This is a genomic window from Rheinheimera baltica DSM 14885, assembly GCF_000425345.1.
Classification (GTDB): Bacteria; Pseudomonadota; Gammaproteobacteria; order Enterobacterales; family Alteromonadaceae; genus Alishewanella; species Alishewanella baltica.
Genome location: NZ_AUDG01000001.1, coordinates 167,147 through 193,822 on the forward strand (window position 1 = coordinate 167,147; position 26,676 = coordinate 193,822).

General features: G+C 47.6%; 27 protein-coding genes and 1 pseudogene. 13 read left to right on the forward strand and 15 right to left on the reverse strand.

Going from position 1 to position 26,676, the window contains the following annotated elements:
- Positions 1-45 precede the first annotated feature (45 nt).
- Both H595_RS0100825 and H595_RS0100830 read left to right on the forward strand, forming a co-directional pair.
- Complete coding sequence (locus H595_RS0100825) at positions 46-408, forward strand: hypothetical protein (protein ID WP_027669474.1); 363 nt, start codon at positions 46-48, stop codon at positions 406-408.
- 14 nt (positions 409-422) lie between these two features.
- On the forward strand, positions 423-845 hold the full coding sequence (locus H595_RS0100830; RefSeq protein WP_027669475.1) for a DUF3010 family protein: 423 nt from the start codon (positions 423-425) through the stop codon (positions 843-845).
- A 14-nt stretch (positions 846-859) separates the two neighbouring features.
- On the opposite strand, the gene H595_RS0100835 is transcribed toward H595_RS0100830, so the two are convergent.
- The 4 genes from H595_RS0100835 to H595_RS0100850 form a co-directional block, all read right to left on the reverse strand.
- The gene (locus H595_RS0100835) at positions 860-1,180 is read right to left on the reverse strand and encodes a hypothetical protein (protein WP_027669476.1); all 321 of its coding nucleotides are present in this window, start codon (positions 1,178-1,180) and stop codon (positions 860-862) included.
- Positions 1,137-1,835 carry a nucleotide-binding protein gene (locus tag H595_RS0100840; protein ID WP_027669477.1) on the reverse strand — a complete coding sequence of 233 codons (699 nt, stop codon included), beginning with the start codon at positions 1,833-1,835 and terminating at the stop codon, positions 1,137-1,139. Before H595_RS0100840 ends, H595_RS0100835 begins: the two co-directional genes overlap by 44 nt.
- Before the next feature lie 192 nt (positions 1,836-2,027).
- Positions 2,028-2,786: a peptidylprolyl isomerase gene (locus H595_RS0100845; protein ID WP_027669478.1), complete on the reverse strand. Its 759-nt coding sequence runs from the start codon at positions 2,784-2,786 to the stop codon at positions 2,028-2,030.
- Positions 2,787-2,855: 69 nt separating this feature from the next.
- Positions 2,856-4,841: a DNA topoisomerase III gene (locus H595_RS0100850; protein ID WP_027669479.1), complete on the reverse strand. Its 1,986-nt coding sequence runs from the start codon at positions 4,839-4,841 to the stop codon at positions 2,856-2,858.
- Positions 4,842-5,007: 166 nt separating this feature from the next.
- Between H595_RS0100850 and H595_RS0100855 the strand changes: the two genes are divergently transcribed.
- Positions 5,008-6,792: a coiled-coil domain-containing protein gene (locus H595_RS0100855; protein ID WP_027669480.1), complete on the forward strand. Its 1,785-nt coding sequence runs from the start codon at positions 5,008-5,010 to the stop codon at positions 6,790-6,792.
- Positions 6,793-6,919: 127 nt separating this feature from the next.
- Positions 6,920-7,987 carry an MBL fold metallo-hydrolase gene (locus H595_RS0100860; protein WP_027669481.1) on the forward strand — a complete coding sequence of 356 codons (1,068 nt, stop codon included), beginning with the start codon at positions 6,920-6,922 and terminating at the stop codon, positions 7,985-7,987.
- 14 nt (positions 7,988-8,001) lie between these two features.
- Here the strand turns inward: H595_RS0100860 and H595_RS0100865 are convergent, their stop codons facing one another.
- From H595_RS0100865 to H595_RS0100875, 3 genes are read right to left on the reverse strand one after another with little or no spacing between them, the layout of a single operon-like run.
- Positions 8,002-8,280: a superinfection immunity protein gene (locus H595_RS0100865; RefSeq protein WP_027669482.1), complete on the reverse strand. Its 279-nt coding sequence runs from the start codon at positions 8,278-8,280 to the stop codon at positions 8,002-8,004.
- 3 nt (positions 8,281-8,283) lie between these two features.
- Positions 8,284-8,439, reverse strand: coding sequence for a hypothetical protein (locus tag H595_RS24235; RefSeq protein WP_169338530.1), 156 nt, complete (start codon positions 8,437-8,439; stop codon positions 8,284-8,286).
- Between the two features lie 43 nt (positions 8,440-8,482).
- Positions 8,483-9,958 carry an amidohydrolase family protein gene (locus H595_RS0100875; RefSeq protein WP_027669483.1) on the reverse strand — a complete coding sequence of 492 codons (1,476 nt, stop codon included), beginning with the start codon at positions 9,956-9,958 and terminating at the stop codon, positions 8,483-8,485.
- A gap of 175 nt (positions 9,959-10,133) precedes the next feature.
- On the opposite strand from H595_RS0100875, the gene H595_RS0100880 reads away from it, so the two are divergent.
- On the forward strand, positions 10,134-10,658 hold the full coding sequence (locus tag H595_RS0100880) for an RNA polymerase sigma factor (protein ID WP_027669484.1): 525 nt from the start codon (positions 10,134-10,136) through the stop codon (positions 10,656-10,658).
- On the forward strand, positions 10,648-11,229 hold the full coding sequence (locus H595_RS0100885; protein WP_027669485.1) for a hypothetical protein: 582 nt from the start codon (positions 10,648-10,650) through the stop codon (positions 11,227-11,229). Before H595_RS0100880 ends, H595_RS0100885 begins: the two co-directional genes overlap by 11 nt.
- Before the next feature lie 161 nt (positions 11,230-11,390).
- On the opposite strand, the gene H595_RS21425 is transcribed toward H595_RS0100885, so the two are convergent.
- Together H595_RS21425 and H595_RS21430 are read right to left on the reverse strand one after the other, a co-directional pair.
- Positions 11,391-12,338, reverse strand: coding sequence for a glycoside hydrolase family 16 protein (locus H595_RS21425; RefSeq protein WP_051219686.1), 948 nt, complete (start codon positions 12,336-12,338; stop codon positions 11,391-11,393).
- A gap of 94 nt (positions 12,339-12,432) precedes the next feature.
- Positions 12,433-13,260, reverse strand: a complete 828-nt coding sequence (locus H595_RS21430) for a kinase (RefSeq protein ID WP_156885893.1) — start codon at positions 13,258-13,260, stop codon at positions 12,433-12,435.
- A gap of 112 nt (positions 13,261-13,372) precedes the next feature.
- On the opposite strand from H595_RS21430, the gene H595_RS0100900 reads away from it, so the two are divergent.
- The 4 genes from H595_RS0100900 (at position 13,373) to H595_RS0100920 (ending at position 17,524) form a co-directional block, all read left to right on the forward strand.
- Complete coding sequence (locus tag H595_RS0100900; RefSeq protein WP_037053298.1) at positions 13,373-13,960, forward strand: ABC transporter ATP-binding protein; 588 nt, start codon at positions 13,373-13,375, stop codon at positions 13,958-13,960.
- A complete protein-coding gene (locus tag H595_RS0100905; protein WP_027669487.1) occupies positions 13,950-15,035 on the forward strand; it encodes a DUF6136 family protein in 1,086 nt (361 codons plus the stop codon). Before H595_RS0100900 ends, H595_RS0100905 begins: the two co-directional genes overlap by 11 nt.
- A 36-nt stretch (positions 15,036-15,071) precedes the next feature.
- Positions 15,072-16,379, forward strand: a complete 1,308-nt coding sequence (locus H595_RS0100910) for a short-chain fatty acid transporter (protein WP_027669488.1) — start codon at positions 15,072-15,074, stop codon at positions 16,377-16,379.
- Between the two features lie 233 nt (positions 16,380-16,612).
- Positions 16,613-17,524 carry an aspartyl protease family protein gene (locus H595_RS0100920; protein ID WP_027669490.1) on the forward strand — a complete coding sequence of 304 codons (912 nt, stop codon included), beginning with the start codon at positions 16,613-16,615 and terminating at the stop codon, positions 17,522-17,524.
- 62 nt (positions 17,525-17,586) lie between these two features.
- Here H595_RS0100920 and H595_RS0100925 read toward each other — a convergent pair whose 3' ends face one another.
- From H595_RS0100925 to H595_RS0100935, 3 genes are read right to left on the reverse strand one after another with little or no spacing between them, the layout of a single operon-like run.
- Complete coding sequence (locus H595_RS0100925; protein ID WP_027669491.1) at positions 17,587-20,994, reverse strand: 7TM diverse intracellular signaling domain-containing protein; 3,408 nt, start codon at positions 20,992-20,994, stop codon at positions 17,587-17,589.
- 14 nt (positions 20,995-21,008) lie between these two features.
- Positions 21,009-21,512, reverse strand: a complete 504-nt coding sequence (locus H595_RS0100930) for a chemotaxis protein CheX (RefSeq protein WP_027669492.1) — start codon at positions 21,510-21,512, stop codon at positions 21,009-21,011.
- The gene (locus tag H595_RS0100935) at positions 21,505-21,888 is read right to left on the reverse strand and encodes a response regulator (protein ID WP_027669493.1); all 384 of its coding nucleotides are present in this window, start codon (positions 21,886-21,888) and stop codon (positions 21,505-21,507) included. The genes H595_RS0100930 and H595_RS0100935 overlap by 8 nt, the downstream gene beginning before the upstream one ends.
- 310 nt (positions 21,889-22,198) lie before the next feature.
- On the opposite strand from H595_RS0100935, the gene H595_RS21435 reads away from it, so the two are divergent.
- From H595_RS21435 to H595_RS24670, 3 genes and pseudogenes are all read left to right on the forward strand, one after another.
- Entirely contained in the window at positions 22,199-22,507 is a 309-nt protein-coding gene (locus H595_RS21435; protein WP_037053301.1) for a hypothetical protein, read from the forward strand.
- Positions 22,508-22,641: 134 nt separating this feature from the next.
- Positions 22,642-23,373, forward strand: a pseudogene (locus H595_RS24520) (DUF2235 domain-containing protein); the annotation flags it as partial.
- Between the two features lie 132 nt (positions 23,374-23,505).
- Complete coding sequence (locus H595_RS24670) at positions 23,506-23,898, forward strand: PilZ domain-containing protein (RefSeq protein ID WP_276202254.1); 393 nt, start codon at positions 23,506-23,508, stop codon at positions 23,896-23,898.
- An 81-nt stretch (positions 23,899-23,979) separates the two neighbouring features.
- Here H595_RS24670 and H595_RS0100955 read toward each other — a convergent pair whose 3' ends face one another.
- The 3 genes from H595_RS0100955 to H595_RS0100965 are packed head-to-tail and all read right to left on the reverse strand — an operon-like array spanning position 23,980 to position 26,637.
- Positions 23,980-24,723: an ABC transporter permease gene (locus H595_RS0100955; RefSeq protein WP_027669494.1), complete on the reverse strand. Its 744-nt coding sequence runs from the start codon at positions 24,721-24,723 to the stop codon at positions 23,980-23,982.
- Positions 24,720-25,649: an ABC transporter ATP-binding protein gene (locus H595_RS0100960; RefSeq protein ID WP_027669495.1), complete on the reverse strand. Its 930-nt coding sequence runs from the start codon at positions 25,647-25,649 to the stop codon at positions 24,720-24,722. Before H595_RS0100960 ends, H595_RS0100955 begins: the two co-directional genes overlap by 4 nt.
- A gap of 10 nt (positions 25,650-25,659) precedes the next feature.
- Positions 25,660-26,637, reverse strand: a complete 978-nt coding sequence (locus H595_RS0100965) for an alpha/beta fold hydrolase (RefSeq protein WP_027669496.1) — start codon at positions 26,635-26,637, stop codon at positions 25,660-25,662.
- Positions 26,638-26,676 lie beyond the last annotated feature (39 nt).

Below are 26,676 nucleotides of genomic sequence, written 5' to 3' on the forward strand. Positions count from 1 at the left end.
CGATTCTATACAATAGCCTTAGTAATTTTTGGAGTACCCAAAACAATGAAGAAGTTTTTATGGTTAGTGCTTATTGTAATGTTGCTTATCACCTTTTCTGATAGCAGCTTACTTAGACCTTATAAAGAGCAGCTATTGGAACTTATAGAAGATAACATTGCTGCTGCAGGTGACAGTAAAGAGGCTGTGCTACGTAAAACACGTAAGGAGCTGTTCGCTTTAGCCGAGGAGTGGGGTGATAGCCAACGTGACTATTTGGACAAGTCCAGTGAGACCATTGACAGCCTGAAAAAGTTTCGCCGTAATTTTTGTATTAACAAAGATTTTAACCCCATACTGTTTGGTGACCCACTAAAGCAAAGCTGTACAGTTATTGAAAAACATTATCAAAATTTGATTAAACCTTAAGTAAAGGACGCCTGATGCGCACCTGCGGAATAGAGATTAAGGGCAGCGAAGCTATTATCTGCCTGATGACATTAAAAGACGGATTGTTCGAATTGCCCGATTGCCGGCAAAATCGTTTCGCCCTGAGTAAAGACCAGGATCAACAACAAATGCGGCATTTTCAATTCACCTTTGCCAAGTTTATTGAAGATTACCAAATTACTCAGTTAGTTATTAAAGAGCGCCCACAAAAGGGCAAATTTGCAGGCGGTGCTGTTGGTTTTAAAATTGAAACTGCGCTACAACTTATTGCTGGCTGCGAATGCAGTATTATTAGTGCTACACAGTTGAAAGAAAAAATTAAACAATATCCCCTGCCGGTAGATTTTAGAGACACGGGCTTAAAAGTGTTTCAGGAAACGGCATTTCTTGCCGGATATGCTTTTTTAGCTAAATAGGCTTTATTGCAGCGTCACTTTTTCTTTTTAGCCAGCTGCCGCTTAACCGGTTTGCTGGCTTGTAAAATGAGCTTGCGGATTAATTTTGATTTAGCCTCACCTGTTGCCAAACTCAATTCTGTAAGGGCTTCTATCGCCTCCTGGCTTAGGGTAAACGTAGCATGACGCATGGGTAAGCATGTGGTGTCATCAACTTCTTCTGCAGTAGGTTGACGCATGCTAACAATACGTGGCATGCCCATCGCATAATTGTTAGCATCATCAATAAATTCGTCTGCCGTAAAACCGGGTTTACCGTGCGGCTGCGACTTTTTCTTCAGATCGGTCAGCGCCATCTTCTTGTATCGCCTTCATTGCCAGTAGTTCAGTCACTATATCACGGATTTCCTGCGCCGCTTTGCCATTGGGCTCTACGTCCATCACTGACAAGCCTTTTTCTTCACTATCATCATAGGCATTGCGATTATAAGTAATGGCATCAAGCACCCGAATATTGAATGACTTACAAACTTCTTTCGCTTCCAGAATGCGCCCGGCCTGATTAGGCAGCGATGGGCATTGGGTTATAACACAGCCGACAATCATATCCGGGTTTACTACATTACATGCACTAACCAAGTCTTCAAGATGTTCTAAGGTCTTTAAGTCACGACGTTTTGGCCGCAACGGCAAGACAACATGACTGGCGACCACCATTGCAGATCGAAGCGCCACACTATCCTGACCACCACAATCAACAATCACCACGTCGTAATGCATTTCCAGGCTTTTTAATTCGTAACGAATTTTGCCATACATCTGTACACAGTTAATCCAGGGCAACTCTGCGTCTGTATGCCGCTCTTGCACCCAATCAGATGAGGTGCGCTGCGGATCGCAATCCACTAGCATGACGTTAGCGTTCCGCTCACGGGAAAAGTACACTGCAATGTTTTGCGCCAGACAGCTTTTACCGCTGCCGCCTTTCTCTCCACCAACTAACAAGATCATTAGGCTGTCCCTCATCGCTACAATGGCTGAACCTGTTTCAGATTGTGCCGTGAGATAAGTGTAGATGACATCGTAAACTTGACCAGTAAAACTACAGAAAGATTTTTAGCTAACCAGATGCTTTAGAACAGAATAATACGATAACTAACAAAAACGGAGCTTATCGCTCCGTTGGGTTGGTACTCAATCTGGCTATCGCATACGCCGTTTAAACAGTAACATACTTAGGGGGAACAACCACCAACCAAAGCTACCACCGCTGCTGTCGTCAGGGTTAGTTGGCGGCGGTGCGGTATTTGGTACCAGTGTCAAACCTGCAACAGTATTAACCCGCTCATCAACGACAACCATCGTTTCTATCGTCACAAGGTTGTCCGCAACAAGAGGCTTGTTATCATCCCGGTCGGAATTAGTATAGTTACGCAGTGGCAAATCAATGATACCGCTAAAATTGTAGCGAGGCAGCGCAGCAATAGCGTCAACAACCGCCATGTCGGTACTGCTGATCTGACCAAATACGGTAAAACCACTGTTTTGTTGATCTAAATTTGCTGCATTATTAGCTAAATTAACAAACCACTGATTCGTCGCACTGTTGGGGTTATTCGGCTGCTTTGCCATCGCAATAGTGGCTCGCACATTTGACCATTTTGGCTCGTTGACAATCTGCGCGTTTGTCGCAGTGGCTTTTAATGGCAATTGCTGATCAAACTTAAATCCCCCCCCCTGGATTACAAAGCCAGGTATTGAACGATGGATCACAGTGCCATCGTACCGTCCCGATTTCACATAACTCAGGAAGTTTTGTACTGTCACCGGAGTTGACTCATCATAAAGGTTAATTTCGAACTTACCTACGTTGGTGGTAACTTCTACAACAGTAGCCTGGGCCAGGGTGCTGCAGCCTAACACGAGGCTTACCAGCAGTGCATTTACCGCTTTTATCGACATAATGATACTCTCCGCAATTTGCGCTGCAGCATAAAACAAGCTCCAAAGTAAAATCCAGCTAAGTAACAATTAATTACGTTTGCCAGCTGTTCCAGCGTCACTGCTGGTGCGACGAGAACGGGTTTTGCCATTTTTCCCAACTGCTGGTTTCTTACGTTTCCAGCGCGCGGGTTGCCCCATCGGTAATCCGCTTGGCAATACAAACGCAGCTTCAGTGACCAGCTGAGTCAATTGTGCAACCAAAGGCTGCATAAACCCTTGATAACTTTGCTGGCGCTGACAAATGGCATTTAAAGCCGCTTCCCAACGTGCTGTCATATCAGGCAGTACTGCCTGCACCGGTAACGCATTGATTAAAGCCGTGCCAGTCTGCGTAGCATGTATATTTTTCCCCTCCCGGCGTAAAAAGCCTCGTTTAAACAGTAGCTCTATAATCCCAGCACGCGTTGCTTCGGTTCCCAATCCATCAGTGTCACGTAATATTTTACGGATAGTTGCATCGGTAACATAGCGGCTAATGCCTGTCATAGCACTTAACAGACTGGCATCATTAAATGCCTGCGCTGGCTTGGTTTGCTTTTCTAACATTTGGCTGCCCACACAAACCAGTTGCTGCCCAAGCTGAAGCTTGGGTAATGCAGTTTGTTGCAAAGCTTGTTCTGCTTTATCCGTATCCTGGTGATTTTCATTCTCACGGCGATACAGCGATTTCCATCCTGCTTGAATCTGTGTTCTGGCTTTAGCTATAAAGCAACCGCCAGCCAGGGTGACATCAACTTGAGTATCGCTATAACAAAATGCAGGATAAAACTGCGCCATATACTGTCGGGCTATTAATTGGTACAGCCGCTGTGCCGCTAAACTTAGTTGAGTGACAGACTGACGCTTTTCTGTTGGAATAATGGCATGATGCGCTTCAACTCTGGCGTCATTCCACGCCTTACTTACCAAACGCATGTCTGCTGATGCCACAACGGCTGTTAACTCAGAGTCATTGTTAGCAATGGCCTGACATACCATTGGGGCTTGCTTCAACTGATCTTTAGGTAAATAGCGATTATCTGAACGCGGATAAGTAATTAATTTATGTTTTTCGTACAATTGCTGGCAGGTATCCAACACTTGCTGCGCTGTCATACCATAGCGGCGGGCAGCATCTATTTGTAATGTCGATAAGTTATACGGTAAGGGTGGAGCCTGTTTGCCATCTTTATGCTCTAGTTTACTAATTACTCCCGTTTCACCGCTGATTTTTTGTTGTACTTTTTCAGCCAGCGCTTTTGACAACACCCTGCCTGCGTCATCTTGCCAGGGCAAGCAGGCAGCACTGGGTTGCCACAATGCTGAAAATTGCTGCTTATCTTGCGTCTCGAGTTCAGCTATAACCTGAAAAAACGGCTTAGTGATAAAGTCTGCTATATCCTTATCCCGCTTTACTACCAGGCCCAATAACGGGGTTTGCACGCGCCCGACGGATAACACGCCTTGATAGCCCGCTTTTTGCCCCTGCAGAGTATAAGCACGGGTCATATTCAGCCCATACAACCAGTCAGCCCGGCTACGCGCTAATGCTGACGTTGATAACGGGACAAACTCCTTATTAGGTTTAAGCTGCGTTAACGCTCGCTTCACCGCGGGCAAATTAAGATCGTTAATTAATAAGCGTTGTGTATTGGCTAATTTTTCGCCCGTTACACCGCAAAATGCAAGAACTTCATCAACTAACAATTGACCTTCTCGATCAGGATCTCCGGCATGAACTACACTATCTGCTTGTTTTAACAGTTTTTTAATTACATTCAGTTGCTGCTGCGCTGATTTCCGAACTTTTAATTGCCATTTATCCGGCACTATAGGCAATTGCGTTGCCTGCCAGCGTTTAAAATCCGGACTATAATCATGTGGCTCAGCTTGCTCCAACAGGTGGCCAACACACCAACTAACGACGTCACCGTTGGCTAATCGGATAAAGCCATTCTCTTTAAACTGTGGCTTAGGCAATGCTGCAGCGATGGCTCTGCCTAAACTGGGTTTTTCGGCGATATAAAGTTTCATTGCGGCATCACAACTGTAATTTTAAACAGCACTTTAGTTGTTTGAACGTTAAGATGCAAAAAAAATGTAATTAAAAGTTGGTTTTAAGAAAAAAGTGCATAGAATGATTGCTTAGTATAAGCCAGTAGTTTTTAGGTTTTCACCCCCGTCAGTTGGATGTAGAGCGATGCAATATAGTGAAGTTAAGAAGATCTGTGATGAACTGCATAAAACAGGCAAGCCTGTTTCATTAGATTATTTAATTTCTCAAGTACCTGGTGCTCAAGCCAGTTTGGTAGTGCATTACCAAAAATGGCGGAATGAACAAGCCAATGTAGCGCCACCAACGACGACTGGTGAGAGCATGTTTAGTGAAGATTTTGTCGCAGCGTTTCAGCGCGAGTCCGCCCAGCATTCGAAAAAATTAACCGACCAGCTAAATCAGCAACTGCAACAAGCTATGCAAGCTGAAGTGTTGGCGGCTGAACACAACCGAGAGTTACAACAGGAAGTTGAGCAACTGCAACAGCGCAAAACGGAGTTAGAATCCAGTTTGCAGCAGCAACAGCAGCAGCTTTCAACTCAAGCCGAAAAGTACTCTAGCCTTATAGAAGAACGCGACCAGGCATTGGCTGTAGGTAAAGCGCAGCAGCAGGAACTGGATGACGCCAGATCGCAATTGTCGCAACAACTGGATACTATTGAGCAGACCGAATTAGAACTGCAGTCTCAGAAAACGGCTCTTGAACAAGTACAACAACAGCTACAGACAGCTGAGCAAGACCTGGCTGCCGCGAAACAAGAAACTGAGCAAGCAAAGCAAGATGCAGAACAGTTACAGTTAAAAATAATCAGCCTGCAACAGTCACAAGATGAACTGGAACAACAGCTGCAAGGCGAGCAAGAGCTTAACCAACAAAAGCTTCAGCAGTTGCAAGATGAACTGGCGGCTAACGAACAAGAGTTAGAACCGTTAAAAGCCAAATTAGAAGCAGCACAGCAAGCAGAACAGCAGCTGAAAGCGCTGGAGCAAGCCGAAGAAAAAGTTAAAGCAGAGTTAGCCGCTGCACATAAAACCAGCAAAAAGTTACAGCAAGACTTACAAACACGCGAGCATGATGTTACAGAGCTCGAGGCAATGTTAAGTGAGTTTGAAAATAAACTTCAGCAGGCAACCAAGACCGAAACTCAGGCAGTAGCATTAAATAAACGATTGCAAGCTCAGTTAGAGCAAGCGCAACGAGCATTGAATGATCAGGATGACGGAGTTACACCCACAGCATCCGCAGCCGACAATTCAGCGAATAGCGCGTTATTAGCTGATCTTGAGACTGCACAGCAAGAACTGGCAAGCGCGCAGCAAATGGTTGAGCAGCTGAGCGCTGAACGTGACCAGGCGCTAAGCAAACTAGAGCAGGTACAGCAACAAGAAGGTACCGTAGTTGTTGAGGCGCAAGCCAATAACGATGAAGCCCAAGCCAGAATTACACAGCAAGAGCAAGAGTTAGATGCGCTTAATACACAAATTAGCGAGCTGAATAAAGAGCTTGATCATATTCGCCGTGAAGCTGACGTACAGCGCGACAATGCCGTTAAAGCGCAAGAACAGTTAGATGCCATGCAAAAAGCGCAGTCTACTGAAATAGATGACTCACAAGATATTCAGGCAACATTGGAACAGCTGCGCACCAACAATGCCATGTTAAAAGAGCAAAGTGCTATTACCGCGGGTCATCAGTCGGAGCAACGCGAGGTCATTCGCCAGTTACGCGAAGAATTACAGCAACAGCGTGATTTAGTTGCCGATATTCAGCTGGAAAAAGAAAAGCTGAAGAAAGAAAGAGCCCAACTTGAACAACAAGTTAGTTTTGTAAAAGACAATGCCGCGTCAACCATTGAGCGCTTAACGCGTTACCGCGAACAGGCTCAGGAAAAAATTGAAAAGCTGGAGAAAAAGCTTAATAACGCTTAACTAAGCCTTATTGCTTGCACGTTATACAAAACCACTACCGGGCATATTGCCCGGTAACGGCTAAATTTATTCACTCTGCACTTGTAACCACCCCGCGCCAAACTTAGTTGAACCTACAGGATTATTCATGAAGTTGACATTCGTTCTCGCAACGACACTCCTGGGTAGTTTAATGCTACTGAGCGCATGCAGCACATCAAATACCGTGCAACAGCTTAACGGAATACCAGATAACGCCGCCGATATCGTAAAAAATAAAGCCTATTTTCAAAATATGTACCGCGGTGACATTCCGTACCCTGCCAACTGTGAGCAGGATTGCTACTTACCTCACCCGTTAGTAGAGTGCCAAACGCCAGCAGAGCAGTGTCGCTATACCGGCGCTAAAGCATCACCGGAGTTAAAAACCGGTTTTAGCGTGCACTGGTTAGGGCACGCCAGTTTCAGTATTAATACACCAGACGGTCAGCAACTTTTGCTAGACCCGGTAACCGGTCAGTTTGACTGGCCAGTTAACTGGGCTGCACACCTCTTTGGCACTAAGGCTCGACCTACTATGCCTGAGCTTAGCCCAGAACAATTGGCTGCCACTGATGCTGTACTGTATTCGCATTTGCACTATGACCACTTTAGTACCCGCGATATTAAACTTATTGGCACCAGCGCTCATTATTATTTGCCCTACGGTATGGCAGCATACATGCCAAACGGCGGCTATCAAGTCACTGAAATGGCTTGGTATAGCAGCGCGCAACAGGGCAAGCTAACCATTGATGCTGTACCGGCACGTCACTTTAACAGCCGTACCCTAAGTGATGAAAACCAAGCATTGTGGGCAGGCTGGCTAATTCAACACGGCGATAAAAAGCTATTTTTTGCCGGTGATACCGGCTATTCACAGCATTTTAACGACATAAGGCAAAGGTATGGTGTTATTGATATTTGCCTGCTGCCCATAGCCTCTTACCATGGGCCAAATTACCGCGCCGTACATATGACACCAGAAGATGCACTCATGGTAGCGGAAGAATTGGGCTGTAAAGTGATGATCCCCTGGGGGTACGGCAATGCCAGCTGGCAGATGGGGGATCACAGTTCACACTCACCACTGCTGCGTTTACTTTATATGCAGCAGCGGCTAAACAGTAAGGTGCCGCTGCTGATTTTAAATGAAGGCGATCGTGTTGCTCTGTAACGCAGCACTGGGAATTACAGCACCGGTTTTAACCGGGCTTTAGTGGCCAGCCTATTGCTGAGTTTTCCGGTAACGGCCCACACCAGTAGCGCCAGCCAGGCAATCCAGGAAACACCGGCCGGAATATTTAGCAGTGCAATTTTGCCAAAATGCTGGCGGTTAAACGCCAGCGCTAGCAGGCTGGGTAAAAACCACACCGTTAAAAAGAACAGACCAAAGCCAACTAAAAACAGTACATCAGCTTGTTGCCAGGCCGTGCTGAAGGTGGCGATAAAGTGGTTTATAGTTTCCATGTTTTAGTCCTCGTTTGTTACTTTTTTAACTGCAGCTTCAAGCACCACGGCAATCAGCCACATTGCCGCAAAAAAGATGCCGAAAGATACTAACTCGTTGCTATCGACCTGGTACCAAGCGGTTGTCAATGGTGTTATTAAGTGTTGTAGGGTTTCCATTATTATTTCCTCATCATGTGTAAGATAAATTTGCTAATCAGATTTACAGTTCAATTTTGGTCAGGTTTTCCAACTGGTTTTTTAGTTCTTCAACGCGCCAGGCGTAGCCTTGCTGCACCACGGTGTGCACAGTATTTAGCGCAGTAAGATTGGTAAGCGGATTAGCTCGCATCACAATAAAGTCAGCAACAAAGCCTGGTGCAAGCTGGCCGGTGTTAGCCAGGTTCAGATGGCGGGCGCCGCCTATCGTAGCCAGTTGCAATATTTGCCAGTTCGTTAAACCTGCACCCTGGCTAAGTTGTAATTCACGCAGATAAAAGGGGCCGCTGGCTACACTGTCAGTGCCGATGGCTAATGGCACGCCGGCGTCAAATAAACGTTTAAACAATTGCTGTACTTTTGGTAGTTGCTGCTGCGCAGTAGTAAATTCTTCTGCTGTCCAGTCATAACTTGGCGCCGCCATCGTTGCGCGCCAACGCTTGCGCATCTGTGGGTGAAATACCCACATATCATCCTCAGAATAAAGCGCGTCTAACTCGCGGGCGAAATATAACAATTCATTAACAACCAACGTTAAATCAATCCGGGTTTGTTGCTTAACTAAGCTGCCGATCAATCGCTGCACTGGCTCACTGTCGTAGTCTACATGCTGGAACCAGCTGTAAATAAATCGCTGATTAAGCAGATTTTTTCTTTCAGCAAGATAAGAGACTTTAGATGCCCCGGTTAACAGCTCAGCACTGGTTGGCAGAGCATGGGTTAATATATCAACGCCGAGCTCTGCCGCGTACTGCCAACTAACACTGTCCAGATGCGCGACTGTTTTCAAGCCTGCCTCATTAGCCAGGCGCACGCCCATTGCCACCTCATCTTTACTCAGACCCGCATAAAGCTTGATGTAATCGGCCCCCTGCGCTTTTTGGCTAGCTATTTCTACCTGCCAACCGGCTTCATCTTTCGGATGTACAGAGCCTCCTAAAATCGGCGTGGGTTCAAAGATATAACCAGCATAGCTGAGCTTTGGCCCAGGCCAACTCCCTGATTGCTGTTGACGCAGATACTCAGCATTCGCAGCCGCGTCGCCCGCCGGACTAAAAGCCGTGGTCACGCCGGTGGCAAGCGTACTGATGGCGTGATAACGGGTCATTTCACTGTTGCCTTGCAATGTCAGTGCTGGCTTACCGTCCTGCATCACCACCCGTGGTGGGCCGGCGGTCAAATGCAGGTGAACATCAATCAAGCCAGGCATGACATATTGGCCCTGCAAATCAATCTGATTTGCCGCCTCAGGTAAGCCGGCATCTGCCTGAAGCTGCCCCATTTGCACTATGTTGCCATTTTTTACCAACAACCAACCGTCGTTAAGCTGTTGCTCAGTTGCCGGATTTAGCAAGGTAGCGTTGTGATACAGCACCGTGTCTTGCTGAACAGCGCTTAAATTATCTGCCAGCACCAGCTGCGATGAAAAACCTGCGACCAAACAGACAAGTAATGATTTTTTCAAGTTTATTGTTTTCAAGGTAAGGCTCCTGCTATTTTCTGTATTTGCTGATTAAGTCGTTGATTTTTTGTCAGGTGTTACAGATTATTTTTTTATTTATTTGTGTAACACTTGGTCTGACTTAACAGACTAAACGGGTAGGCGCGGTAAAAGCTGCGTAACTCAGACAGACTTAATAAAAGGGCGTCATCGTTTGATAACAGCACCCAACAGCGGGCAAAACGCTACCAATTTCGTTTTGAAACTATGGCAGCAACACCAGGGCGCCATTGGCCGTGCTTTAATGGCCAACGAGGCAGATCCGGCAGCGCGGCAAGATTTAAAACAGGATATTTTTTTGGCATTGCATCAGGCGGCAGACAGGCTAAAAGCTGCAGAAATGCCGCGCGCTTACCTGTTTCGTATCGTGCACAATGTCACTGTCGATCATATAGCCCGTGCACAGCGGCATAAGTGGCAGCCACTGGATGACGAATTACAGCAACAGATGCTGGATGATTGCCCGTCAGAACTATTAGGTGAACAACAACAAAGCCAGCAGTTAATGCGAGCCGTAAGGCAATTGTCTGCAGCTAACCGGCAGGTGATTTTGCTGGCAATGGAAGATTTAGATGCACCAGAGATTGCAGATATTCTGCAAATTAGCCACGGTGCAGTGCGGGTGCGGCTTAATCGCGCCAAAACAGAATTGATGGAGCTGATGCAAAATGGCAGATAACTTTGACTTTGACGCCCTGGCGAAAAGCTGGCAGCAGCAACCTGCGGACGAGGCGGCTCCAAGCACCACTGATTTAGCCGAGGCCAGTCAGCGCCTGCGCGAGCAAAAATTGCTGATGTATGGCGAGTGGCTCGGGGCGGTTATTATGGCTATTACTGCAGTGTGGTTATTATTTAACCTGCCTGGCTGGCTAGGGGGAGTTTCAGCCCTATTTCTGGCACTTGGGGCCTTAAGTACAGCATATATTAGCTGGCAGATACACCGGCCAATACTGGCTTATGACAACTGGAGTAGCAACGGCTTGCTGCAATTTCGCCGCCGGGCCTGCCAGCTTAATGTACAGCATTATCGCTATACCCAGCTCAGCTGCTTGGCACTACTGTTATTTACGCTGGTACTGTGGATTTTGCACCTGTGGCAACTGGACGATACCCCACTTACCATGCTGCTATTTTACAGCCTGATCGTATCGCCGGCCTGTGTGTTTGGCATTTACCGGCTGCAAAAAAAGGTTCATCAAAAAGCCATTGAGTTGGCGCATTTAGATGCGCTGGCCGCGGACTTTGACTAAGCAATTGTCCCAGCACTAAGCTGCCGGCAAACACCGGCAGCAACTAGCACTGACATATACGCCAGAAAGGCAGCTACGATACGCTACTGTAAACATCGCTGAGTAAAAGCGGCTGCATTTCTGCAGCCGGGGAGCAGCATAAGAATATTTACTACCTTGGTTTATAAACCGCAATAGGCCGCTAAGCCTTTGTCGGCAACCTCGTCCACAGCATGTTGTCCGCCAGCGCGCAGCGCAGCAACTTTGGCTTCAACTTCAGCGGTGTTGAGTAATTGATCTTCAACATGCAAAACCCAGTCAATGTCCTGCTGATACTGCCTGGGCTCAGCTGAATCAATCGGACCAACAGAGCCGTCGGCGCCTTTAGGCATAAACCACAGGTTAAAATTCATCGACATCGGCACTTCCGGCGCCACGGCGGCACTGTGCTCGCCAATTTCGCTACCATCAACATAGTAGCGCACCGACTCTGACGTTACATTCATCACCAGCGTATGCCAGCCGGCATAATCACCCGGTACGCGGCTAAACTCGTTCACTTTAGTCCAGGGCTCTAACTGAAAGGTTTCCCAGGTGGTGGTCCACATCGCACTATCGCTGTTTTCGCCCCAACCACCGTTTGGCAGATACTCAAAATCCACTTCGCTGTAATCCGGATCCAGTGGTGCGGCAAGCGGGCTTATAGCATAAAAGGTCTGGATCACTTCATCGCCATCCGCACCATAAGTGGGCTCGTTGCGAAAAAACACTCGTGCAGCATAGGTGCCGTACAAATATTTACGCGCATGACAAATTTGCGTATGGCGTGTGCCGGCACCGCTACCATCCGTGACCGAGCTCATACGGGCAATGCCGAACTGCGCTTGCTCTGGTGCAGGGTGAACACTTATGCCCTCTGCCGACCAGGTGGCAGCAGCAATACCGGGATGGCCGGTTTCGGTGCGGGCAGTCCAGCCATTGGCAAACAACGCCTCAGCACTGGTGTAGTTAAAATCGTCAAACATCAAACCAGTTTGATCAGGCATTGCCGCAGTTTGATTTGAATTGGTAACCGTAGCTGGCCCACAACCGCCCAGTAGCAGCAATACAGCAAATGATGAATAGCGCATAATTTTCCCCGTTTTTTGTTTAAAAAACAGCCTAACGGCTAAATGACAACGCTGTCAATTGCTAATTCCATATACTCTTCTGTTGTTTGGTTAATTATCTGCCAGTAATTAACGTCATATTTTGTTGCTGATCTAAAGTGATAATACTATTAGCCCGCTGCGGCATCTGCTGCCAACCGGCCTGCGTTAAACGTTGAAACGGCAACATAAAGCGTGCCAGTTCGATATCTGTCATGCCGCTGCCGCGTTGTTGCCATAACTGTTGCTCTTGCCTGGCGCGCCAGCGGCATACGCAATCCCAGTTGGGTGCTTGCAGCCAAATAAGCGATTTTAGTAAATGCCAATATTCAGTATAAGGCCCGGCAAGCTGCGCATTAATGTAATGGCGCCAGCGGCCATCTTCATCCTCACTGGCTTCCAGCGTATTTACCGGCATAGCCAATTCAGCCTCTGTTTGTGGGGTAACACCAACACACCAGCCTTCAACAATCAGTATATCCAGCTGTTGCAACGGCAAAGGCGCAGCCGGTTCATCCAGTGCTTTATCAAACTTCGGCAGCGTAACGGCCTCTCCCGCCAGCACTGCGTAAGCATCTTTAATAGCTTGCTGAATGTTGTGGGTACCCGGCACCCCGCGCAGTGCCAGCAAAGGATGAATACTCTGCGCCAGCTGCGTACGCTGCACCTTGCTCAAATAGTAGTCATCAAGCGACACAGCTGCTGCTTTGATGCCGTGCAGGGTTAGCTGCTGTACTAACAATGCTGCCAGCGTACTTTTCCCACTACCCTGAGCACCACTGATGCCAACAACTGCAGGGAGCGACAGCACCGCCATCTTATGCAGTAACAATGTAATGACAGAGTCATAATGTTGCTGCGCTGTGGGGTCAAGCTTTAGTTGTAACGGCAATGTCAGCGGCATGTTTTTATCCTATTGCCTTTCACAGGGGGCTACTTTATGGTGAGCATATCCGGCCGCTTAGCCGCCAAAACAGTACCTTACAGTGTTGCAGAGAAATAAGTAGATAAGCGCTATGTCAGTCAAAATCAACAACCTTAGTGTACACCGCAGCGGAAAAATAGTATTGCAGCAGTATGAGCAACAATTTACTCAGCGCCTTAGCTGCATTACCGGCGCCAATGGAAGTGGTAAATCCAGTTTACTCTGTGCTATCGCCGGCATTTTGCCTTATCAAAGCGGTGACATTCGCTGGCAGGACGCACTCATTACAAAGGCGCGCGCCGATATCGCTATTGCCAGTGACGCCATTACGTTGCCGGATTTCGCCAGCGCACGGGATGTTATATTGCTAACCCAACAACTTTGGCAATTAGGCTGGCCGCAACAGTTAATTAACGACTTTCAGTTTCAGCCCCAACTTGATACTCAATGCGCCAGCTTATCCACGGGTAATCTGAAAAAATTACAGCTAATCCTCGCTTTTATGCGCCAGCCAGCCCTGCTCCTGTTAGATGAAGCTAATATTGCGTTGGATGCACAGGCCCAGGCATTGCTATGGCAACTCATCGCGAGTTTTAACGGCTGGATCATTGCCGCCAGCAATGAAGCCCAGTTATATGCTGATAAGGGTTTTACTCTGGTTGCCCTGCATGAGGTTTAGCGTCTATCTGCGCTTTCGCTGGCGCTGTTTTGGTAGCGCCACGCGACAGTTAATGCAGCAACTGCAGCAGCTAATGTTATGGCTTGTCATATTACTGGGGCCTGCACTGGCTGCTTTATTATTTATGCTGCTATTGGCGTTGGGTGTATTGTACCGACCCGATCTGCCGGTGCAGCAACGCCTGCTGCTGTGCTGGTGTTTAATTTGCGGTCAGACCTTGCTGTTGTGGTTGTATCAGGATGCCGTTCTGGCCAGTCGCTACCAAATATTTTTACGTAGCTTCGCTGTGCCGTCGGTCTGGCAGCGTAGCGCTGATATGCTGTTAATGCTGCTATGCAGCCCAATGTTACTGCTGCATTTGCTGATTATCGCTAGCGCAGATCTTAACCTGTGGCACACGGTATTACCCCAGCTAAGCTTTGCCATACTGCAACTGCTTTTTACTGTAAGCGCCCTGTACCGGCCTCAGCCGACTGCTTTGCTATTATTGCTTTGTTTACCGGCCATGCTGCTATGGCCACTTTCTTTTAGTAGCGGCCTTGGATTACTGGCGCTACTTTGGCTTAGCGCTCTTTTGCCGTTTCGGTTTCCATCACTACAGTTTAGAAGCCGCAATGCGCTGTTATTCTGGTTAAAATGCTGGCGCCATCAGCTGCCACAATGGTTAAGCCGCTGTATGCTGCTACTACTATGCCTGCTCATGGCTTATATCAGCCTGCAACAGCGGCCGGACCTTAGTGCGTTAATCAGCTTTATCTGCGGTCTGTGTTTACTCGTGCTAAGCACCAGTATGCAGCTCAATAGTAATAACACCGTGCAGCACTATGCGTTGTTTTTTAACTTGTACCCACAAGCTTTGCAACGTTGGCAGTATCTTCCGCCATTATTATTGTCAATGCTTAGTCTTAGTCTGCTGTATATTATCTGGCCAGAACCGGGCCTGATTTTAGTACTACTACCCACTTTTGCAATTAGCTGGTATCTGGCCTGCCACCAACCAAAGCACTTTATTAGCGGCTGGTTAACAGGCGCAAGTTGCAGCACATGCCTGTTTATTCTGGTTGGTTTTGGCTAAAGTATAACCACAACAATAGCTTACCCTGGTGAACTGATGCTAAACGCCGCTGCCAAACCCTTAGTTAAACTGGTTGAACGTTACCTGCCTGACCCTTACATTTTTGTGTTGCTGCTCAGCATAGTGGTGTTTGTTGCTGCAGTATTGGTTGAACAGCAAAGTCCACTGCAAGTACTGCAATATTGGGGTGATGGTTTCTGGGGTCTACTTAGTTTTTCGATGCAAATGCTGTTGGTGCTGGTTACCGGCTTTATGTTAGCCAGTACACCGCTGGTAACCGGCATACTAAACCGCCTGGCAACACTGGCTAAATCAGCTGGCCAGGCCATTATTTTGGTAACGGTGGTATCGCTGGTTGCCAGCTGGCTAAACTGGGGCTTTGGTTTAGTGGTCGGAGCCTTATTTGCCAAAGCTTTGGCGCGGCGTATTAAAGTGGATTACCGCTTGCTGGTAGCCAGCGCCTACTCTGGTTTTGTCGTCTGGCATGGCGGTCTGGCGGGCTCTATTCCGCTGACTATTGCTACCCCCGGCCATTTTAGCGAAGCGCTTATTGGCGTTATAAGTACCAGCAATACCATTTTTGCCGGTTTTAACCTGTTATTAGTCGCGTTGTTGTTTGTGGCAATACCACTGGTCAATTATCTGATGCTGCCCAAGGCCGGCGACAGTGTTTATGTTGACCGCGCCAAGTTGCAGGATACGCCGCCCGCGCAAAGTGGTAACGCCCGCCCGGCTGATAAACTGGAAAATAGCCTGCTGCTAGCATTGCTAGTGGGTTTAGCCGGTATTGCTTACTTGGTACAATATTTTGCCAAGGGTGGCAGCCTTAACCTGAATATCGTTAACTTCCTGTTCTTGTTTTTAGCGATAGTGTTGCACGGTACGCCACGGCGGTTACTGCATAGCCTGCAGCAGGCCATTCAGGGCGGTGCTGGCATTGTTATTCAGTTTCCGTTTTATGCCGGTATTATGGGCATTATGCTGCAATCTGGCTTAGCGCAAAGTATGTCACAGTGGTTTGTCAGCTTTGCCAGCGTCGAATCACTGCCGTTCTGGAGCTTTATCAGCGCAGGCATTGTGAATATTTTTGTGCCCTCCGGCGGTGGCCAGTGGGCTGTACAAGCGCCGGTAATGCTGCCCGCAGCATTGGAATTAGGTGCCGATGTCAGCCGCATAGCTATGGCCGTTGCCTGGGGTGATGCCTGGACCAACCTTATTCAACCCTTTTGGGCCTTACCGGTACTGGCTATCGCCGGCTTAAAAGCGAAAGACATTATGGGGTTTTGCCTGGTGCAACTGCTCATCACCGGCGTAATTATCAGCCTGGTACTGAGCTTTGTCTGAGCCGAACGAGTATGGCGCTATTTAATAACCTGCCTAGCATTACAAACTTGGTAGCTGGGCAACTAATCACTAGCAGGGATTTACCACCAAATCTATATTTGTCTCTAATAGCTATTAGAACTAAAAAAACCGCACCCCCATTAAAACTTTTAATTAACTTAAATGTACTTTTAGCTGCTGGTTGTTTAACATGCGTTTTCGGTTTTTTTAATTAAGAAAGGACGCTTTCTGTTATGAAAGTATTATTCACTTTGTGCTTTGCAGTTTTAACAGCCCTACCGGCTCTTGCTGGCGTTACGCCTTGGATAGAACTTAAGATTGAGAATGGCCATATTTCAATACCCATCACCATTTCAGGCATTGAAACAAAAGCAATTATAGATACCGGCTCACAAATTAACGCATTAAACAGCGCGTTTCGTAATAAAAACGAGCTGAGCTTCGGCACTGGACAGAATTATAAACTCAAGGGCGTGCACGGCACGGAGATGGTCAACAGTTTTAACCAGGTACCGGTAAATTTGTTCGGCGCCGAGATGAAGTTGGATGGGCTAGCTGACATTTCCTTAGGCCACCACTCAACAGGGTTATTATTGGGCGCCGGTTTCCTCGAGCAATTTGTATTACAAATTGACTACCCTAATCAGCGCATCCGTTTTGTCACCCACGGTGTACTTAAGATGTCTGAACTACAAAATATCGACTTTCAACTGCAAAAAGGCAGTGGTATGCCAATAGTAAAAGTGGGGCTGGGAGAGGATAAATCAGCCTGGGTGCTTTTTGACACAGGTAGCAACGGCGGCTTACTGTTTAATAAATCCATGTCTGAAGCTATGGGCTGGCATGACACCTTGTCTGCTGAGCAAAGCCTTTCTAAGGGCGCTACCAGCCATGTCGCCGTAATGGACAACTACCGTGTTCCAGAGGTCGTGTTTGGCCCTTATACTCTGGAACATGTGTTGGTTAGCATTCCTGCTGATGACAGCCGCATTTTTCAGCAAGCACAGTATAAAGCGCTCGGGTCTAATATCCGGGGCAAAAAAATACAGGGTATTCTTGGTTACGATATACTGCAACACTTTGTATTAACTGTCGATTATAAAAACGGGTATGCCCATGTTGGGCTGCCAGAAGACAGTGAATAATATAAACGGCTTTGAATAGACACTTAACGGGGTTTTGCAGTAGCGTTGAAGCTTTGTACTGTCTAGCTGAGCGATTCATTTGCCGTCTGATCGAGTATAAAAGTACCTCCCGCCAGCGGGACAACCATTTCAAAGCTACATCCCTGGCCCGCAAGAGAACTTACCCGGATCGTAGCGGAAAACTTGCTACACTGGTGTTTTAATGCTGACAGCCCAACACCCCGGCCTGACAACTGTGTTACTGCAGATTTTGTTGTCAGCTCTTCTGCAAAAATAAGATGCAAAATGTCATCATCATTCATTTGCTGCAGGGCCGCGTTGTCGGCCAGTGCCTTTTCCACAGCATAGTGTTTAACCTGCTCAACGGCGATGCCTCTGCCATCATCGGAAATATTGATAAATAGACGCTGGTCCCGATATTGCACATCACAGCTAAGGGTAGCGGCAGCGGTTTTGCCATCCGACAACCGTTCTTCCGGCAGTTCAATACCATGGTCTACCGCATTGCGGAATAAATGCACCATGGCATGTATTAACGGCTGGTAATAATTTGTATCCAGAAACACGGTATCACCGAGGTAGTTTACCGGTTGCAGTAACTTACCTTGCTGGCGGGCCAGCCGTTGTGCGGTAACAAAATGACAAGCTAGCGCCTCTTTTAGCGATTTATACTGCAGTTGCTGCAGCAATTTAGCTAACGGTTGGTTACCTTGAGCGGCAAAGTTTGCCTGTAGTTGCTGCACTAAACTCAATGGTACCGGCAACATTTTTTCCTGGGTAAAGAAATTGCCCCCCAGGTGTTGCTCTAGCACAGCCATAACATCTGCTAGTAGCGCAGAAAGCTGTTCAAATTGCGCTTCAGACAGATGGAAACCTACTGCCATTGCCGGGTCATTGAGTATGTTCTGTAATGCTTCTTCCAATTGATGTAATACTTCAGGAAAATGTGGGCAGTAAATTTGTGCCAGCAGCCCCTTGTAGGTATGGACCTCGCGGAACAACTCCCTCAGTTCGGCGTTACCGGGGTTTGACCAGATTTTATTGGCCAGCTGAGTATCGATAAATTGACGGAAAGCTAATAAGGTGGCCCGGACCTCATCAGACTGCGTAAGGGCATAAACAATAAATCCGGCCTGCTGTTGCTGCTGCAACAGTTCGTGTTGCAATGTTTTTTGTTCGGTAATGTCACTTAAAATCACCATCACCTGATCAACACTGATTTTTTTGTACTGTAGGTCGTAATACCGGCCTGCCAACTGCAGTTCGTTCGGTAACAGACTGAGGTAGGTATGCACCATATCCGCTGGCTGATCAGCCATCAGCACTTCGGGCAAAACGTCCTGATATAACGCTTGCAGGTTGTTATTGTCAGCCGCCAGTAAGTTCACAATATCGCCACTAAGACGAGGAGCATTAAAAATTTTCAGACACTCTTTGCTGTAATCCGGCTCTAACTGCAATGCACTATTACAGGTTAAAAAGCCCTGACCTGTATTGTCCAGCAGGGCTTTAACTTGTTTCAGATGCAGCTGAGTTTGTTTATCCGCCAGATTAAGCTGCCGGTTAACCTGCTCCAGCGCTTGCATACTGTCACGATAAGCCTGAGTTCTTTCTTGCACCTGCGCTTCGAGTTGTGCCCGGTATTGTTTGCGTTGCAGCGCCTGTGAAATATGCCTCGAGACGTATTCCAGCAGTCGTCGCTCCTCGTCGGTATACCCAGGCCGATCATCATAAATCTGCAAGCAAAGTACGCCGTAGGTTTGTTGCTCGCTAAATAAAGGCAACCCCAGCCAATATCTGGCAACACTGCCAAACCGTGGCTGCAAACCACTTTGCTTAACAATTTTATCTTCATCACCATACAAGGCTATGCCATGCTGCAGGATCCATAAGGTCCAACTGCCGTTTAGCTTTTCGACCGCGACCTTGTCTTGTGGTTGCGGTAAATCGGTATCCTTTTCATCAGCGATGTAGGGAAATTGTATGGTTTGTTGTTGCTTATCGTACAAGGCGACAAAGAAATTTCTGGCAAATAGTAATGATGATATGGATTGATGCACGTCTTTTAGAAAACTGTGCATGTCAGCATCACCTGCCGCCAACTCACTGATAGTAAATAAAGTTTTTTGTACTTTTTCGGTCTGAATCCGCTCTGCTACCTCTTGTGCCAACTTGGCGTTAACGTCAGACAGCGCCTGCAGAGACGTCTCTTTACTATGTAATAAGCTAGCCCTGGCCTGGTCTTTTTCCTGCTCCAACCTGTCGGCTCTAAGTGCTAAACCACTGGATAAAACAATCGCCTCAAGAATGGCACCTAAAAACAAAATATATTCCGTGGCAGGGTAGGCCGCAATATAACCATAGGTTTTCAAAAATTGCAGTACACCGCCGGTCAGCACAAAAAAGCGGCCAACCAAATACAGTCTGGCACCCTGCATGCCTTTGAGGCTAGCTAGCAACGCCACGGTAAACAGAATAAACACCATCACCAGGGCATTATAAACGGCCAGCAACATAGCAGTAGCGTAACTAAACAAGCCGCTTAACAGCAGCAGTAAAACCGACCAGCAAACCAGCGCTTTTAAAGCGATTGCTACCTTGCCTGGTAAGGCTCTGCTATGGAAATACTCCAGCGTAAACAAGTAACTAGATATACTGAAGGCATATAGTGAAACAGGCACCAGCCAAAGCATGTTAGGGCCAGCATCCGGCCACAAATGAGTACTGCCTATGCCGGTAACAGAAATAAATACTGATACTATAGTTACCAGAAACAGCACATAAATGGCGTTGGCTTTATCTTTTGTCCAAATAGCGACCAAGGCGTTGTAAATAACTAACAATAACAACACACCCAGGATAAAGCCTACCCAAAGGTATTTTTGTACAATACGTTGCTCACGCTGTGTTGCAGAAACAATTTCAACCGGCACCGACACGCTGGTGTTACTGACAATACGCAACAAAAAAACGTTCTCTGACGCTGCAGCGCCAACCGGAATATAATGTACTGTGGTGCCGGAGGTCCGCTCGGCCATGGGTATCGCGCTGCCTGCGCGGCCAATACGTTCCGGCTGACTATTGACCGGCGCAGTACGTGGCAGTTTGTACACTTCAATATCTTGCAATAACGGGTAATCCAGGCTGATAAAATGAGGCTCAGCTAATCCCTCCCAGCCTTTGCCTGGAGTGATCCGTAACCAGAAAGCAGACTGACTGTAGCCGGCACTAAACTTCGTTAAGGCTAATGGCGTGAAAGCCGACTGGCTTGCATCAGAAGCAAGCTGCATAACGGTTAGCTGTTGTTCTTTATCTTCTAATACCGCCAACGAAAACGTTAATTCGGGTAGTGGAGCGCTGTGCTTTGATAACGCCGCATCTGCTGGTGAAAATAGTCCGGCGCTTAGTAGCAACAAGGCCAGCAAAGCCGGAACTAATAAGGTTAAGGTATAACGCAGGTTAGTGATCACTTAGCGATCAAGCCTTAATCCGTTTCAATTGCATCGGGTATCGCCGGAGTAACACAATACACGTCTAATTTCCCCAGCTCATGTTCCAGGCTGGAACGTTGGATCAGCACCTCATTCAGGCCAGGCCGTATTTTGGCAGAGCGAAAAATCAAGGGTAATGACAAATGCACAGTCTGCCCGGCAAAAGCCAGGCTTGTAGTGGCATTGCCACCGATAATATTAGTGATTTCACCCAACACCGCTTCAAGCGTTTCGTCATTTTCTGTCATCCCCAGCTCCCGCACTTCTTCCTGCATCAGTCGCCAAGCCATGGCATAGTCAAAGTTAAGCAATAGCATCACACTGACAGGTCCAGTAAGACTGATCATTGAAGAAACATCGCGAATTGGTTCAATAACCGACACGGATTCAAACGGGGTAAAAGCATGACCTTTAGCCAGTAAGTGAGCAAGAGAGGTGTTTAACAGGGGAGTAAAAATCTGGTCCGGCTTTAGGCCGGCATCGGCATTTTTACTCATACACCTTCCCCAACTCCAACGCTCGCGCTAAATGCTCACTGAGCTTGGCTGCATCAATAGGTTTCATTACATACCCTTTGGCACCCGCTTTTAATGCCTTTACTACCATATTCTGCTGCCCATGGGACGTGACCATGACAATACGCGCATCCGGGTGCTGGGCCAGCAACTGCTTCGCCGTTTCAATGCCGTCCAAACCCATCATGGTGATATCTAATGTCACTACATCAGGGATTAACTCTGGGTACAGCCTAAGTGCATCATGCCCGGATTGTACTGTTGCACAAACCTCATATCCCAATGATTCAATTAGTTGCTTGAGTTTCGCTAACATTATTGGCGAGTCATCAACACACATCACGCGCTTTCCAAGCATTCCCGCCCTCGTTAGTATTCAATGATTAATGGATAAGGAGTCCTGTTCAAAGTAGCGCAACTTCGGGTCATAGGATTGTTTTATTAATGTTTTTTTCTAATTTAGAAGATATTGCGATCACCGCTTTGGTACATGTTCGTAAAAAATTTGTTAGCAGCTGCACAGCAAATGGCGCCATAAAAGGGTTGCACTGCGCACAGGTAACAGCCACACTTAAATTAAAAATATATTCGACAAACAAAGCTTAATTACCAGCACCTCAGCAATGTATTAGCCAGTGCGCCGGTATAAGACAGTAAAAGGATGCTTCATGGGCGTAACAGCCGTTATTTTTGCGCTGGATGTGCTATTAACGTCCTGCTGTGTCTATCTGGCCAGTCGCTTAGCCTGGGTTAAGGCTGAGCTAAAAGTATTATTGTCCGTCGTGTTTGTGGTATCTGTCATAGCATTAATCCCCAACTATGGCTGGCTGCTCAGTATTATTGCCTACATTTATCTGCTAATGCGTGCCACCAACGCCGATTTCAAAGACTGCGTCTGGATAGTGATTTTTACCAAACTTTTATCAGCGCTGATAGTACTGTTTTTATACCAGGCCGGTTTGCTGAACATAGTTTAATCTGCATCTGACACTGCTCACTAATATCACCCTAACTGTGCATTTTTTAATCAACATTAGACTATACTTGATGCTCTAACCGACACCGTTATCGCTAAGCGATATGCCGGTTATTTTTTAACAGGAGTAAAGTTATGGCGGCAGCAAAACGTATTATCATTTGTTGTGATGGCACCTGGAATGAGCCTGATGACATCCCGACTAACGTCACTAAAATGGTTAGGGCTATTTCCCCTGTCAGCCCTGACGGCATTCATCAGGTGGTATTCTACGATCAGGGCGTAGGCACCGGCGGAAAAATAGATAAATTTATTGGTGGTGCCTTTGGTAGTGGGCTGGAAAAAAATGTACTGGATTGCTATCGGTTTTTAATTCATAACTATCAGCTGGGCGATGAAATATATGCTTTCGGATTCAGCCGTGGCGCCTATACCGCTCGCGCCTTTGTTGGCCTAATTAATGCGGTTGGGCTGTTGTAAAAAAGCACGCTGGATAAGCTAACTCAAGCCTACAAGCACTATCGCACTGAGCCTGAAGAACGCCAGCAAGGACTATACGAAGACAACTATCGCCCAGATATTCGTATGGTTGGCGTGTTTGACACGGTTGGCGCTCTTGGCGCACCAACACCTTTACTTGGTAAGTTTACCCGCAATTGGGTGGGCTTTTTTAATACCCGCATCTGTGCACAAGTTAAATATGCCTACCACGCTCTGGCACTGGATGAAAAGCGGGCGCCATTTCAACCCGATATGTGGACCGGCACCCTGCAAGATGACCAATATATGGAGCAATGTTGGTTTGCCGGTGCCCATTCAGATATTGGCGGTGGCTACGCCGAATGCGGTTTGTCCGATATCGCCTTGCAGTGGATGGTAGGCAAGGCTTCGGCACTAGGATTGGTGTTTAATCAGACCTATTTGGATGCACAGTGCAAGCCAGACCTGCATATGCAACCGCATGACTCTTACAGCTTTAGCTATAAATTGCTGGAAAAAATGGCCAGTGCAGAGTCGGTACGGCTCGTGTTCGGTGATCCAGCAAATCCGCCAATCAATGTCAGTATTCACGACAGTGTCTACCAGCGTGTTGCGAAAGGTAATTATCAGCCGCAAAATCCGGATTTTCCTGCGGCTGATAAATTGGCTGACCGGCGTAATGCCATGCGCTTTCAGGTAAACGATACCCCGCAAGCGCAGCTGACACTAAAAGAGTTTGCCGCCAGCTGTAAGGTGCTCGACTTTAGTAAAGGCGGTGGCGCCCGCATTCAATTTGACGGTGAGTTAAAAACGGGCGATAACGTAAGCATTGACAGCGAGCGCTTTGGCCACAATATCGCACAGTGTGTCTGGCAAAAAGGCAACCAGTATGGTTTACAATTTGCTGCCTGACATGCCAGGCAGTAAATTGTATTTTCCCCCTGCGCTTGCTGGTTCAGATAGGTTCGGTTTAGTTCAGGCTTATTCATTGTTTCATGCTTTCTGTCCTGTCAGGCGTTTAAACGACCACACCGCCAGGGCAGCTAACAGCACACTGCTGACAACCAGTACTAACAAATGTAGCCACAGCGCATGGCCCTGATCCATATCGATAACTTTGAGACCCAGTTGTGACAAGTGATAGCTGGGCCAAATCCAGCTGGCTTGCTGCAATACCGTTGGCAACAAATGAATTGGCAGCCACAGGCCGGATAAAAACGCCATCGGTAGATAAAGTAAGTTGACCACACCCGGCGCAGCTTTATCGCTAAGTGTTAAACCTAAAATCAGCCCGATTAAGGCAAACGGCAAGGTGCCCAACAACAATACCATCGCCAGTAGAAACCACTGTGCACTATGCAACCTGACATCAGCAAACAGGGCGGCCACGGTGAACAACGCCACGATAATTACCAGCGAAAACACCAGCGCGGTACTGAATTTAGCCAGTAAGTAAGCCGGAACCGGCATTGGCGATAGTCGTTTTAGGGTTAACCAACCGTGAGCGCGATCGCTGGCAATATTCATGGCAAAGTTAAACATCGCCGGCCCCATAATGCCAAAACATGCGTAAGTCACCAGCATATAAGTACTGGCAGCGCCTGTATTGAATACCACACCAAAAAACAGATAAAACATCAGCGGAAATGCCAGCGACGGTATAACAAAACCGGGCGTACGCCAAACACTGATTAAGTCGTACCAGGCTTCTTTACGATAGATTGCGGCAGTGCTCATGCGGCTTGCTCCTCTGTTGTTTTGCTACCTTGGGTCAGCTGCAAGAAAGCCTGTTCCAGCGCTACCGACCGCACTTCCAGCTGATGTAAACTTTCGTCTGCCAGTAGCAGGGCTTTAACCGTTTGTTCAGGCTGGCTGCTATGTAAGGTAATCCGTTTGTTGTCACGGCTTAGTTCTTGTACGCCGGGCAGTGCAAGTAAAGCGGCATTGTCCAGTGCACTATGACAGCTGATAACTTTGTACTGCGTTAACGCTTTAAGCTCAGCCGGGCTACCGCTGGCAACAATAACCCCCTGATCCAGCACTAAAACGCGGTCGGCCAGTTGTTCGGCCTCTTCCAGGTAATGTGTGGTTAGCACCACAGCAACGCCTTGCTGTTTTAACCGGCCAACCTGCTGCCATAAACTACGACGGGCTTCAACGTCCATACCCAGTGTCGGCTCATCCAGAAACACCAGTTGCGGCTTACCGGCAAGTGCCAACGCAAACAATAAACGCTGCTTTTGGCCACCTGACAAGCGACTAAAACGTTGTTTAACATGGCCCTCCAGTCCGGCAAGGCCAACCAGTTCTGTCGGGCTATAGCCGTTGTGGAAATAACTACTGAATAAATCGCATTGCTCAAACACGGTTAAATTGGCGCTAAGGCTGCCCACTTGCATCATCACACCCAGCTTCTGTCGTATAGCCATACTGCGCGCCATGCTGTCTTGCCGTTGGCCCAAGAGGCGTATTTCACCGCTGTCAGTCTTAACCAGGCCTAAAATAGCCGAGATCAGTGTGGTTTTACCTGCACCATTTGGCCCCAGTATCGCAAGTACTTCGCCAGGAACAACATCCAGTGTTACCCCTTGCAGTACAACGTTGCTGTTGTAGCTTTTGTGCAGGTTGCTTACCTTTAGCGCTGCATCGGTCTGTGGTTTCATCTTGCCCCCTTTAACCTTGCTGCTTAGACAAAAACTGCTGAATGTGCTGGTTTAGCCACTCAGGTGCGTCAGCCATAATAAAGTGTTTGGAATCATGGGCAAAAGCGAAACTGTGAAACGCTGCCGGGGCATTAGCCAACTGACTTTCGTAATTTTTCTGCACCTGTTCTGGTGTGCTGTAAGGCGCGCCATGTTGCAGAGCACCCAGCGTAAGCACCGGTACGCGAAGATTAGACAACTGTGGCCGTAAATCTGCCCGCATCAGTTCGCCAAATACCCGGCCTGAGGTTTGGCCATCCGAGCGATACATATCCGCCACGATGCGCTGCTGCCATTGCTCGTTGTTTGCCATGCTTTTTGCCATTGCTACAGGGTCAAAGCCACCCCGTTGAGGCTGTGGTTTGCTATCGCCAGTCCCGGCCGTGCTTTGTGATGCGTTTTCTGATGTATTTTTTGATGTACTTTGTGATCTGTGTTGCGTATTGCTCTGTCCAAGCATCGCACCGAGTGCCGGCAAACCATCAACATTAATCGCAGCACTAATATGCTCCGGTGCATCCGCAGCCAACGCCAGCGCCAGATAGCCACCCAGTGAATGACCAATGATTACCGGCTTATCTAACTGCTGTTCACTGATATAGCGAAGAATTGCTTGATGCTGTAATGCCAGATAGCCTTCACCCCAGCTTTGCATAGGTATTGGCTTGACGCCGGCAAATCCGGCCAGCGTAAAAATATGTAGCTGATAGTCAGCTTTCAGTGCTTCAACCGTGCTTTGCCACACCTCACCAGACGAGGCTAAACCCGGAATAAGAATTACCGCAGGGCCTTCGCCGACCACTTTCACTTCAAAACAAGCGCATGCCTGCTGCTGTAGTGCCGCTGTCGCAGGGACAGATTGTTGCGCCGCGGCAGGCAGGCTCAGCAAGCTGCTGCCCAAACCTAATGCCAGAACCAGATTACAAATTGTCGTATTGAATGCTTTCATGTCGTAGACCCCGTCAGTGTTTAGCTGTGTGTGATGTTG